We start from the raw sequence: 12068 nt of genomic DNA, 5'->3' as shown, positions 1-12068 counted from the left end.
AATTATAGCAAGGATTTATCATGAATGTTTTTTTATTTTATTCAGTTGTAAAATTATTCAAGTATTTTTGCACTATTTTAGTTTTCTTTATATTCAGCTCCAGCACCAACCTTAGTAATTTGAACTGCTACCATTTCACAACCATCACCATTAATAATTTCATGCCACTTTCCTGATGGTACAAAAATCATTTTCCCTGGTTCTACTTCAAATTTATCATCTTCTAGCATCATTACTCCACTACCTTTTAAGAAAACAAAAATTTGTTCTCCATTAGGGTGCCTGTGAGATTTTAAAATTTGACCTGGTTTAAAATAATAAACTTCTGATGTCATATCATTTCCACCAAATACTGCAATTTTAGGAACTACAGTATCATTATATTGTTCTAATGATCCATCTAATAAATGTTTACTATATTCACTCATAAAATACCTCCAAAAATATTACTTTATTTTAATAACATTTATAGTATTTTAAACTTTACTGAATTTATACTTAAGTAGTAGCTTATTTAATGAGTAAAATATAGAATACTACTTAATTAATTTTTAACACTTATATCATTTTCCTTACTTACAAACACTTTATTACTACTTGCATATTTTTTATAGAAATTAAAACTTATAAATAATGCCATTAAGTATATCATTCCTTTAAATCCTGCAATATTTAATCCTACAAATATAGCAATTAGAACACTTAAGGGTGATAATTCTAATGATGATGATAAAAGCTTTGGTTCTAATATATTCCTTGTTATTATAATTACTGAAAATAGAACAACTAAAAATATAACTGTAATGTACTTACCGCTAAAAAAATAAATAATTACAAGTGGCAAAAATATTAATATCATTCCTACAACAGGCAGTATATCCAATATCATACATGTTAGGCTTAAAAGCAATGTATATGGTATTTTTAATATATTAAATCCTATAAACGTAATTACAAATGTACATAAAATCAATATGGAATATGTACCTATATATTTAAAAATAACATCTTTAATTTCTGTTATAATTTTTATTAACTTATCTACTTCATTTTCATTAATATAATCCTTATTCTTTATTCTTGATGAGTCATTTTTTATAAACTTTTTAAGAAATACAAAACTAGATAATATTGCAAAAATTATTACTGATATAATATATGGAAAGGCTGAAATTACATTTATTATATAATTTACGATATTCATACTAAAATCCAATGCATAATTTGATATATCGGATATAAGCTTATTTATATTACTTTTTAAAGTTTCTAAGATAGATTCATCAATACTTTCAAATGCAGATAATGAATCTTGAATAAAAACATTTATATTGGTTCCATTATCATATATATATTCATATCCGTCAGTTGCTAAATCTTTTATTTCTGAACAAAAATAAACCACACCAAAGCCTAATAGAGTTACAGTAATAATATAAAACATTAACGTAGAAATACTAGCTGCTAAATTACCATCTATATTAAACTTCTTAATTATAGCTTCTGTTGGCTTTTTTAAAATAGAGGCAGTTATTAATCCAATTATAAAAGGCATTGTATATTTTAATGTTCCAACAATTATTAAAAATGAAAGAGTAAATACTAATAGAAATACAATTAAATTTAGAAATGGCTTTATTCTTTTAACTGCCAAGGATATATACTCCATTTTTATCACATCCATCCTTTATATTAAAAATTAAAGGAGCTAAATAGTAGCTCCTTATTATATATACATTATTAAATTATTTTTTAAAACTTTACCTTATGAATAACGAACTTCTATCCCCCTTCTCTAATGTATTAGATAGATTGGATCATCTCCTTCTTTAAAACATTTATAAAGTTTAATTTTAGCATTAATTAAAAGCCTATTTTTAAGCTTTACGCACGCCTCCTCTCTATCATATTTGTTCATTAACTGAACATCCTCCAATAACGACATTTAGAAGCATCACCCCTTTAGCTTTTATAATTATAAAACCTATAGAACTTAGTAGTCATAAAACTTTCCTTTTGGCTACTATAAATATAGTATACACCACAAAATAACATTTGTAAATATTTACCATTATTTTTTTATAAAAAAATAATATAACTCCTCTTATTTTTAAATACATATATCAGACATTTCTAAATCTACTTTTTGAATAATATCATTTTTAAAATTAAAGCCATCTGAATAATCCTCATATAACTCTTCATTATATTCAATTTTAGGTATTATTATAGTAATCTTAGTTCCTATACTCTCTTCACTTTCAATTTTTACGCTTCCATTAAACTTATTTATTATTTCCTTAACTATATTAAGTCCTAAACCTGAACCTTCCTTATATCTAGCTTCACTTGTTTGAACCCTCTCATATCTATTAAAAATATATTTTACTTTTTCCTTTGGTATTCCAATACCATTATCTTCAATCTCTATAATAATATTTTCTTTTCTAGTTCCAACTAAAACATCTATTTTCCCATTTTCTTCATTGTATTTAATGGCATTAGATAAAATATTTAATATAGTTCTTTCTATTAAATCTTTATCTGCATAAACAAAAAGCTCTTCTTCTTCTGTATCAAAAATAACATTGATACCTTTCATTTCTGCAAAAGATAATATAGACATTGTAGTATTTTCAACAATATTAACTATATTTAAACACTTTAAATTTAAATTATAATCTTGTTGAGTTAATTTACTTGAATCAATAAAATTATTTATTAATCTTATTAGTCTATAACAGTTTTGTTTAATTATAGAATTAAATTTTAATATTTCATTCATATCATTGCTTTCTCTTTTTAAATCTTGCATTTGAATTGCAGAGTAAATAACATTTACTGGTGTTTTAAACTCATGAGAAATATTAGCGAATAATTCCTTATTTATCTCTTCTTCTTCATTTTTTCTTTTTAACTCAGATAACTTTTCTTCTAATTCTATAGATTTAAACATTAAATCATTATATAAAGTTTCTTGTGGTCTTTTAATAACCTCTATTCCAATTATCTTAAATACAAAATAATCTCCTATTAGTCTAATAAAATAAGTTAATAAAATTTTTCCACCATTAAAATTTACAGAAGTAAAAAGTACAATTACTGCTAATATAATTCTAGAAATTATGTATCCTTTAAAATCTTCTATTATTTCCTTGGAAATTTTTTCTCCTTTTCTTTTAACAATAAACCATAATAATATATATAAAGTTACAATTAATATTTCTACACTTAATTTAACTTTGTTAAAGCCTTGACCTTCAATTTCTATTAATATATTATTACTACTTTTAAATCCTACATAAGCACATAATAAAGTAGCACCTATAGTAATTAATGAAAAAAACCCCAATTTTATTTCTTTATTAATATTTATAAATGAAAAAATAAATACTAATACTTCAAGAATAAAAATTATATAAAACATCCTACTAATAATGTTAAATGAGCTTACAATTCCAATGTCTATATTTAATATAAGAATATTAGAAATTGATAAAAACCCAATTCCAGAAATCCCAATAGAAAGATATTTATATAAATTATTTATATAAATATTTCTACTTAATGATAGTATTAATAAACTAGATGTATAAAAACATGATGTAACTAATGACATAACTTTTATAAATACTAAAATATTAAAACCATCATTTATTATAAAGCTATAAAGCCCACATATACTGATGATAATAAAAATAAAGCTAAATTCCTTTGCTTTACTTAATATTTTTTATTTTCTCCCATATTACCCTTTAAACCTTTCTTTTGACTTTAACTTTTATATAATAATCATTAAAATCTATCTCTTTTCTATTTTATACCATTTTATTACTTTTAACAATTTTTCTCAAATCTGTAAACATTTTATTTATTAACCTGCTCATATAATATACCTTTTATTAATAAGTTATTAATTTTTTTATATTTTTCTATTAATTATATATATATTAGTTTTCTACTCACCTCCTTATGTTGCTAATCAAAATTTATTGGTATAAAATATTATTTATGTATAAATTAAAATTTCTAAGGGGGATTTTATATGAATAATTTTATTCTTATATTACTTTTAATTATTTTTGCAGGTATGCCTGCCTATTATTTAACAGTACTTTATTCTATTTACTACAAAAAAATATCTAAAAATAAATCTAATTTAAAATTCGAATATAATACTAATTCTATAGGTACGTATATTCCTTGTATTATTTTATTAATAGTTAGCATAATATTTGCTATTTATACATTTATGAATAATATAACTCCTTACTATTTAATTGCAGTAGTTATTGTTAATATATTAGTATTGTTTTCTATAAAAGTATCTTGTACTAAATTTGCAATATATGATAACTATGTAGTTGTAAAAAATAATTATGCTGAATTCAACGAAATTCAAAGCTTAGTACTTGAAAAAAAACATAAAGAAAATCTTTATGAATTAAAACTTACTACTAAATATGATTTACTTATTTGTCCAATAGTAACAGCTGATCCAAAAGCTATACTAAAATCAATAAAATCACATTTACCTAAAAATATAAAAATAAAAGAATTGACAGCTAAATAGTTGCCAATTCTTTTATTTTTAATGAATATTTCATTTGTTTAATTTTAATTTTACCAAGCTACTGTTGTCTTATTTTTAGAATTTTTACATGGTAGCTTAAACTCAAAAAACTTTAAATTTTTCCCTCTTGGTGAAAATCTATCACAAACAATATGTAAAATATACCCCATAGAAAACCCTAATGCTAAGTATATATTTCCTGTTAAATATATACTTCCACAAAACATTAGTGTGCCTAACCATTTATGAGTAAACATTCTATGTGGAGATAATTTTCCTAATACAGTTGTTATACAAAACATAACTGTTGCAAAACAATTTCTAATATTACGTTCTAAAAAATTTATTACATCACTTACACTTAATGCAACCCCTAGCATATATCCTAGTACTATTGCTATTATAGAAAATGTTAATATCTTATTAAAAGCTTGTCTTGCCTTAGAATTATGTGAATCAATATCCGGCATATAGGAGCCAATAAATCCACCAATAATTAAAGGAACTAAATATATAGCACTATCAAATGTATTAGTAATTAAAAAACCAATTCCCATAGTTGCTGTTGCCGTAGTTCCAACAATCATATGCTCTTTTCCCTTCATATACTTTCTCTCTCCTATCGCTGTCAAAGAAATGTTAAAAACTCTATTTTCACAATTGAAATAAACTGCGAACTACAGTGAGAACGAAAAATGGAATATTACTTTTCCGGGAAGCGGTGAAATTTTCACTTTGAATTTATATAATTGATTCCGTAAAACTTGCTAAAGATTTTAAACTAGCTAGCGCGTCAAACAGTAAAATCTTCTTCACGCAAATTTTACTACATCAATTATTAAATTCTACAGCTTAATTTCAATGCTTCCCTCCAAATTAATATTTTATTTTTTCTCTTCACTGTTTTTCTTAGTTCTCCGACTTATAGTTAACGATTCCTGCTACAAATTTGTATGACAAGTCGTTAACTTTAGGGGGATTCTGCCTAACTCTTTAACGTTTGCTTTAGCAAACCCTTACCTGAGTTTAATTAGCGAAAGCTAAATTAAACTCTTTAACTGAACAAATCCCCTTAACTATAAATTAGTTCGCAATTTTATATTAAGTGAATTGTAGTTTTAATACATCCTTTTTATAATTGTCTTAAAATATAATTTTATATTACTATATTACTATATTACTATATCTTTCTTAAAAGTGAAAGTATGTTCTTTTTTTGTATTGTTTGGCTAATTTCCTTTGAAGCAATTTTATCTATTTTATTACTGACATACTTTACCTGGATTTAAAATATTTTTAGGATCAAAAGCAAGTTTTATTCCCTTCATAATCTCTATAGATTGCTTTGGTAAGGATTCATTTAAATATGATTTTTTAGCAAAGCCTATACCATGTTCTCCTGAAACCTGGCCACTTAGTTCTCTTGATTTCTTATATAAAATTTCCATAACATTATTAAGCTTATTATTCCATTCATCAGAATTTAAATCATCTCTTAATATATAAATATGAAGATTACCATCACCAGCATGACCAAAACTCTTTATTCTTATATCTTGTGATTCTTCAACTTCATGAGTAAACTTAACAAATTCAGCAACCTTATTTCTTGGTACAACAACATCAACCTCATCCATTTCAGTTGTTAATGCTTTTATAGCTTCTAAGAAAGCACCTCTAGCACTCCAAATAGCTTCTTGTCTTTCTTCAGTATCAGAAATAAATACATCTAACGCACCATTTTCTAAACAAATATTAGCAACACCTTCATAAGCCCTTTCTATTTCTTCTTTTGAGTTTCCATCAAAGGTTAATAATAAATATGCATCTGATGATTTATCAGGAAATGGCTTCTTTAAAAACTCCTCTGCAGCTATAATTGCAGCTCTTTGCATAAACTCTATTGCTGTTGGTATAGATTTAGATTTAATTATCTTAGGTACAGTTTCTATTGCATTATCTAAAGTATCAAAAGGAATTAAAAGACTAATTGCCTTTTTAGGTAAGGGTAATAATCTTAATATAGCTTTTGTAACAATTCCTAAAGTTCCCTCAGAACCTACTATTAAATCCTTTAATGCATATCCAGAACTATTTTTAACTACCTTTCCTCCAACATTAATAATTTCTCCATTAGGTAAAACTACTTCAAGACCTCTTACATAATCTCTAGTAACACCATATTTTACAGCTCTCATTCCACCAGCATTAGTACTTATATTCCCTCCTATAGTGGCAGTTTTTTCTCCTGGGTCTGGTGGATAAAACAAATCAAACTCTTCTACATATTTTCCTATTTCCATAAGTAATACCCCTGGTTCAACTGTTAATGTTAAATTTTCTTCATCTAACTCTAAAATATTGTTCATTTTACTTAAATCAATAACAATTCCAGCCTTAATAGGTACAGCTGATCCAACAAGACCTGTTCCTGAACCTCTTGGAGTTACTGGAATATTATTATCGTAAGCATATTTCATTACCTTAGAAACCTCTTCACTACTTAACGCTTGTACTACAACATTAGGCATAACTCTTACAGAGCCTAGCTCATCTCTACTATAATCTTCACTTATATTTTCACCATATAAAACTCTATCTCTATCATTAATTAAACTTAATATATTATTATAATCCTCTACAGAAAATCTCTTATAATCCATCATAAATTCCTCCCCTTTCATCTTTGCCTCAAAGTTAAATAAAACTTGGCTAAATACTATTTACAGCAACTTCTTCTATTGCTCCAGAAACATTACTTTTAATCTTTTCAATTAACATAGGTATAACATCATAAATATCTCCAACTATTCCATAATGAGCAACCTTAAATATTGGAGCTTTCTCATCACAATTTATAGCAAATATATAATCAGAATTATTCATTCCTGCAGTGAATTGAACTGCACCAGATACACCACAAGTAATAATAAGCTTTGGTCTAACAGTTCTACCACTTAAACCAACTTGTCTTTTTGCATCAACCCAACCTGCTTCAATTAAAGGTCTAGTAGTTGCAAGCTCTCCACCTAAAAGTTCTGCTAATTCTTTAATCATTGCTAAATCCTTTTCACTCTTTACACCTCTTCCTGCAACAACTAAAACATCAGCCTCACTTATTTCCTTTTCCTTAGATTTTGGAACTACTTCTAATACATTAATATTAGACTTTAATTTTTCCTTTCCTATAAATAATTTAACTATTTCTCCACTTTCACTTTCACTTCTTTCTGGAGCTGACATAACCTTATATCTAACTGTTGCAAGTTGTGGTCTAGAGTTTGGTGTAACAATTTGAGCCATAATATTTCCACCAAAGGCTGGTCTTATTTGAACTAAATCTGTGTTTTCTTTTATATCTAATATAGTACAATCTGCTGTAAGACCTGTTCTAAATCTAGCTGCAACTCTTGGGGCTAATGACCTACCAACAGTTGTTGCTCCAACTAATAACACTGCTGGTTTTACATTATTTATAAAGTCTTCAATTACTGAAGTATAAGGTTCAATTCTAAAAAATTTCAATTCCTCATCATCATATAAAAACACCTTATCAACACCATAATGTAAAAGTTCATGAACTCTATTTTCAATATTATCCCCCATAGCTATACAATAAACTTTTTGATGTACCTTATCTGCAAGCTCTCTTGCCTTTCCTATAAGCTCAAGTGTTACAGGATGAATTTCTCCATCTACATGATCTACATAAACAGCAATTCCATTCCAGAGACTTTTATCTATTTCTTTCTTTTCATCTTCAATAAATACTACTGCACCTTCTGGACCTTTTCTTACACATAATTTACACATTTTACAGCCACTATTTATATCTAACTTATCGTCTTTAATTTCAAGAGCACCAAAAGGACATATCTTAACTAATTCATCTTTATTACCTACTTTATCTTGATTAATTATTAATCTTCCCATAATAATTACCCCCTTAAATAAATTTTAATTCCTTCAATGTATTCTCAATTTTATTAACTATTTCTTCGCTACTACCTTTCCACATTTCTCTCTTATCATTAACCTTAGGAGGGAAAATTCTTTCAACTTGAGTTGGGGAACCATTTAACCCATAATGCTTTTCATCTTGATCTTTAAAATCACATAAACTCTTAATATCTATATCTCTATCCTTTGTTGCTACTTTTTTCTTATAAGAAGGTAATCTAGGTTCAAAGATTCCTTTTTCTACTGTAATTAAAGCTGGTAATTTAATATCTACTATCTCTAATGTATTTGGCATATCCATTTCAACTACAATAGATTCATCTTTAACTTCTATTATTCTTCTAACATTAGCAACATGAGGTATATTTAAATACTCCGCCATTTCAGGACCAACTTGGGCAGTATCACCATCAGTAGTTTGCTTTCCACAAACTATTAAATCAAATTCTCCCATACTTTTAACACCTTGAGACAAAGTATAAGAGGTTGCTAAAACATCTGCACCTGCAAATTTTCTATCAGATAAAAGTACACCATGATCAACACCCATTGAATAAGCTTCTTTAATAATTTCTTTAGCTTGAGGTGGTCCCATAGTTAAAACATTTATTTTACCACCCTTATTTTCTGAAATTTTAAAAGCTGTTTCTAATGCATATAAATCATATGGATTCATTTTAGAATCAACACCATCTCTTTTTAAAACTCCAGTAACTGGGTCAACCTCAACCTTAGATGTTCCTGGAACTTGTTTAATACAAACTAAAATATTCATAATTTCTCCTCCCTTATATACCTAATTAAGATACCTTGTACAATTTTCAATTTTAAAAGTTATATTTTAAAATTGGTAATACCAATTTTCTTTGCAAATAACTTTATAACTAAATTATTAATTAAAACAATTTACTTACAATACTAAAACATAAAGGTGCAATTACAACTGTAATAAGACCTGCAATTCCTATTGATAATGAACTCATAGCACCTTCTGTTTCTCCTATTTCCAAGGCTTTAGAAGTTCCTACAGCATGAGAAGCAGTTCCTATGCCAATTCCTCTTGCAACTGGATCAGTTATTCTACATATTTTACATACTATTGGTGCAATAATTGCTCCTGTTATTCCCGTAATAACAACAGCTAACACAGTTACTCCCGTTATCCCTCCAAGGCTATTTGAAATTTCAATACCTATAGGTGTAGTTACTGACTTTGGTAATAAAGAAATAATAAGATCATTATTTAAATTAAATATTTTTGCTAATAAAATTATAGATAAAACACTTACAAAACATCCTATTGTTATGCCAATAATAATAGGTATGAAATTCTTCTTAAGTAATGATAATTGTTTATAAAGTGGAACTGCTAATATTACTGTTGCTGGGCCTAAAAACATATTTATAAATTGTCCACCCTTATTATATATTTCAAAATCTACATTAAATATTTTTAAAAATGCAATTACTAAAATTATTCCTATTAAAAGCGGATTAAATATTGGTAGTTTTGTTTTTTTATAAAGAATTTGTCCAATTTCATATGCAACTAGTGATATAAAAATTCCAAAAAACATATTAGAAGTAAAAATATCCATACTATTCAACCCTTTCTAAAGAAACTGTAGCTTCTTTATTTTTATTCTTCTTAGCAGAAGTAGCTTCCATTCTTTTTGAAACGAACTGAACTGTTAAGCCTGTAGATGACATGACGATAAAAGTAGTTAATACAACTATAAATAGTATTTGAGCAACATAATTACTTATTATTCCAAAGTAATTCATAAGCCCTACACCTGCCGGAATAAATAGAAATGCTAAATTATCTAATATAGATTTTGCTGCATTTTCTATTTTTTCTAATTTAATAATACCTGTAACTAAGAAAAGAAATAGAAATATCATTCCCATAATATTGCCTGGTATAGGTAATGATAAGCCTTTTGAAACAATTTCCCCTAAGAAATAAACCATTAAAACTAAAATCCATTGCTTAAGAATATTCATCTTATCCTCCCACTTATTTTCCTTAAATTGGTATTACCAATTATCTATATTATAAATCTACACTTTTCATTTGTAAATAATTGTTATTTAATTAACGTAAACGTTTTTATGCATAAAAAAGCTTTTATAAAAAAATGAAAAGTTATTAAGTGAAGAATGAAAAAGTAAGAGTGAAAAGTTAAGGAAATAATTCAGCCTAGCTGAATTAAAAAATATATATCCCCAGAAACTGCCTTAGCAGCTTCACCCTTAACTCTTCACTCTTCACTTTTCACTATTAATTCTTACCTTAAATTTCATAAGCTCTTTTAATTATATCAAAATGATTTTTCATTGAAATTATAGCTCTACTTTCATTTCTTTCTTCAAGTGATAATACTATTTCCTTATGACTATTTAACAAAATTTTTCTGTTGTTCTCTTCACAAAGTATAATCTTTCTAGATTCTTTAATAAACTTGTCCATAAGTTGAGATATAGCCTTAAGAACATTGATTATTAAAGGATTATTAGAAGATTTAACAATTATATTATGAAATCTAATATCTAATAATAAACTTTTATCCTCATCATAAGTTTTATCCATATCATCAATAATTTCTTTTAACAACTTAATATCTTCATAAGAAATTAATCTGCTTGCCATTCTACAGCATTCAATTTCAAGAGTTTCTCTTAATTCATGAATATCACCTGTTGAATACTCTTGCAGCATAAACATTATTGATAATGGCTCAAAAAGTGAATTTCCAAAGCTATTAGTTATATAATTACCAGAACCTCTTTTACTTTCAATTAACCCCATAATTTCAAGAGTTCTAATTGCTTCTCGTATTGATGTTCTCGAAACATCTAACCTTTCTGCCATTTCTCTTTCTGATGGTAATCTATCTCCATTTTTTAATTCACCACTTAATATTTTTTCCTTAATATCATTTATTACTTTTGTATAAACTTTTGTCTCTTTAAATTCCTCACTCATCTTACCCTCATTAATTATATTTTTTATTATATATTTTACTACGTTTCCAATTTAAGTTAAAGGTTTGCAAATAAAAAACTTCTTCACAGGTATACTAAAACATACTACCCTTGAAGAAGTCTTATTATTTACATGTTCTATGAGACAATTTCATTTAGAAAAATTTTTTAATGATTATGGTGTGAACATCCGTCATGATTACATGTATGATTACTATCAAATTCCTTTAATTCACCCTTATTTAAAGAATCAATATTATCACCTATAGATCCTTCAACTGCTTGATAAACCTTAATCCCCATTGAATTTAATTTTACAATAGCACCTTGACCTATTCCTCCAACAACTACTGCATCAACTACTTCACCTGATAAAGCTTTAATAGGCTGACATTTTCCATGTTCATGGCCTAAATCACCATTTCCTATTGATTTAACATCATTAGACTCTAAATCACAAATTACAAACTCTGGTGCACTACCAAAGTGATTATACGGAACACTATTTAACCCTTCGTTTGATTTAACTGGAAAACATACTTTCATT

The 12068-nt window shown here is 26.4% G+C and carries 13 protein-coding genes; 1 reads left to right on the top strand and 12 read right to left on the bottom strand.

Annotated features, from left to right (window positions below; translation table 11 throughout):
* Nucleotides 1-77: 77 nt before the first annotated feature.
* The 4 genes from HCG76_RS15890 to HCG76_RS15875 all read right to left on the bottom strand — a co-directional run bounded on the left by HCG76_RS15890 (nt 78) and on the right by HCG76_RS15875 (nt 3619).
* Nucleotides 78-428: a cupin domain-containing protein gene (locus HCG76_RS15890; RefSeq protein WP_221701263.1), complete on the bottom strand. Its 351-nt coding sequence runs from the start codon at nt 426-428 to the stop codon at nt 78-80.
* Nucleotides 429-544: 116 nt separating this feature from the next.
* Nucleotides 545-1654, bottom strand: coding sequence for a sporulation integral membrane protein YtvI (gene ytvI, locus HCG76_RS15885; RefSeq protein WP_221701262.1), 1110 nt, complete (start codon nt 1652-1654; stop codon nt 545-547).
* A gap of 141 nt (nt 1655-1795) precedes the next feature.
* Complete coding sequence (locus HCG76_RS15880) at nt 1796-1945, bottom strand: hypothetical protein (RefSeq protein ID WP_221701261.1); 150 nt, start codon at nt 1943-1945, stop codon at nt 1796-1798.
* Between the two features lie 165 nt (nt 1946-2110).
* On the bottom strand, nt 2111-3619 hold the full coding sequence (locus HCG76_RS15875; protein ID WP_221701260.1) for a sensor histidine kinase: 1509 nt from the start codon (nt 3617-3619) through the stop codon (nt 2111-2113).
* Between the two features lie 426 nt (nt 3620-4045).
* Here HCG76_RS15875 and HCG76_RS15870 point away from each other — a divergent pair, with 426 nt between their 5' ends.
* Nucleotides 4046-4573, top strand: coding sequence for a hypothetical protein (locus tag HCG76_RS15870; RefSeq protein WP_221701259.1), 528 nt, complete (start codon nt 4046-4048; stop codon nt 4571-4573).
* A gap of 50 nt (nt 4574-4623) precedes the next feature.
* On the opposite strand, the gene HCG76_RS15865 is transcribed toward HCG76_RS15870, so the two are convergent.
* The 8 genes from HCG76_RS15865 to HCG76_RS15830 form a co-directional block, all read right to left on the bottom strand.
* Nucleotides 4624-5178 carry a metal-dependent hydrolase gene (locus HCG76_RS15865; protein WP_221701258.1) on the bottom strand — a complete coding sequence of 185 codons (555 nt, stop codon included), beginning with the start codon at nt 5176-5178 and terminating at the stop codon, nt 4624-4626.
* 657 nt (nt 5179-5835) lie between these two features.
* Nucleotides 5836-7236: an FAD-binding oxidoreductase gene (locus HCG76_RS15860; protein WP_221701265.1), complete on the bottom strand. Its 1401-nt coding sequence runs from the start codon at nt 7234-7236 to the stop codon at nt 5836-5838.
* A gap of 49 nt (nt 7237-7285) precedes the next feature.
* The gene (locus HCG76_RS15855) at nt 7286-8506 is read right to left on the bottom strand and encodes an electron transfer flavoprotein subunit alpha (protein ID WP_221701257.1); all 1221 of its coding nucleotides are present in this window, start codon (nt 8504-8506) and stop codon (nt 7286-7288) included.
* Nucleotides 8507-8519: 13 nt separating this feature from the next.
* A complete protein-coding gene (locus HCG76_RS15850) occupies nt 8520-9308 on the bottom strand; it encodes an electron transfer flavoprotein subunit beta/FixA family protein (protein WP_221701256.1) in 789 nt (262 codons plus the stop codon).
* A 121-nt stretch (nt 9309-9429) separates the two neighbouring features.
* The gene (locus tag HCG76_RS15845) at nt 9430-10131 is read right to left on the bottom strand and encodes an LrgB family protein (protein ID WP_221701255.1); all 702 of its coding nucleotides are present in this window, start codon (nt 10129-10131) and stop codon (nt 9430-9432) included.
* A gap of 1 nt (nt 10132) precedes the next feature.
* Entirely contained in the window at nt 10133-10540 is a 408-nt protein-coding gene (locus HCG76_RS15840; protein WP_221701254.1) for a CidA/LrgA family protein, read from the bottom strand.
* Nucleotides 10541-10829: 289 nt separating this feature from the next.
* Complete coding sequence (locus HCG76_RS15835; RefSeq protein ID WP_221701253.1) at nt 10830-11522, bottom strand: FadR/GntR family transcriptional regulator; 693 nt, start codon at nt 11520-11522, stop codon at nt 10830-10832.
* Nucleotides 11523-11689: 167 nt separating this feature from the next.
* Nucleotides 11690-12067, bottom strand: a complete 378-nt coding sequence (locus HCG76_RS15830; protein WP_221701252.1) for a NifB/NifX family molybdenum-iron cluster-binding protein — start codon at nt 12065-12067, stop codon at nt 11690-11692.
* Nucleotide 12068: the final 1 nt, after the last annotated feature.

This window comes from Clostridium sp. K13, from assembly GCF_019734195.1.
Classification (GTDB): domain Bacteria; phylum Bacillota; class Clostridia; order Clostridiales; family Clostridiaceae; genus Clostridium.
The sequence above is the reverse complement of the archived record's forward strand: the minus strand, read 5'-3'. Positions and strand labels throughout refer to the sequence as shown.

Bases quoted from the DNA above. Each gene is read 5' to 3' on its own strand.
- HCG76_RS15855 (WP_221701257.1), bottom strand. From the start codon at position 8,506: ATGGGAAGATTAATAATTAATCAAGATAAAGTAGGTAATAAAGATGAA.
- HCG76_RS15850 (WP_221701256.1), bottom strand. From the start codon at position 9,308: ATGAATATTTTAGTTTGTATTAAACAAGTTCCAGGAACATCTAAGGTT.
- HCG76_RS15845 (WP_221701255.1), bottom strand. From the start codon at position 10,131: ATGGATATTTTTACTTCTAATATGTTTTTTGGAATTTTTATATCACTA.
- HCG76_RS15860 (WP_221701265.1), bottom strand. From the start codon at position 7,236: ATGGATTATAAGAGATTTTCTGTAGAGGATTATAATAATATATTAAGT.
- HCG76_RS15890 (WP_221701263.1), bottom strand. From the start codon at position 428: ATGAGTGAATATAGTAAACATTTATTAGATGGATCATTAGAACAATAT.
- HCG76_RS15835 (WP_221701253.1), bottom strand. From the start codon at position 11,522: ATGAGTGAGGAATTTAAAGAGACAAAAGTTTATACAAAAGTAATAAAT.
- HCG76_RS15865 (WP_221701258.1), bottom strand. From the start codon at position 5,178: ATGAAGGGAAAAGAGCATATGATTGTTGGAACTACGGCAACAGCAACT.
- HCG76_RS15830 (WP_221701252.1), bottom strand. From the start codon at position 12,067: ATGAAAGTATGTTTTCCAGTTAAATCAAACGAAGGGTTAAATAGTGTT.
- HCG76_RS15870 (WP_221701259.1), top strand. From the start codon at position 4,046: ATGAATAATTTTATTCTTATATTACTTTTAATTATTTTTGCAGGTATG.
- HCG76_RS15840 (WP_221701254.1), bottom strand. From the start codon at position 10,540: ATGAATATTCTTAAGCAATGGATTTTAGTTTTAATGGTTTATTTCTTA.
- HCG76_RS15880 (WP_221701261.1), bottom strand. From the start codon at position 1,945: ATGTCGTTATTGGAGGATGTTCAGTTAATGAACAAATATGATAGAGAG.
- HCG76_RS15875 (WP_221701260.1), bottom strand. From the start codon at position 3,619: ATGTCATTAGTTACATCATGTTTTTATACATCTAGTTTATTAATACTA.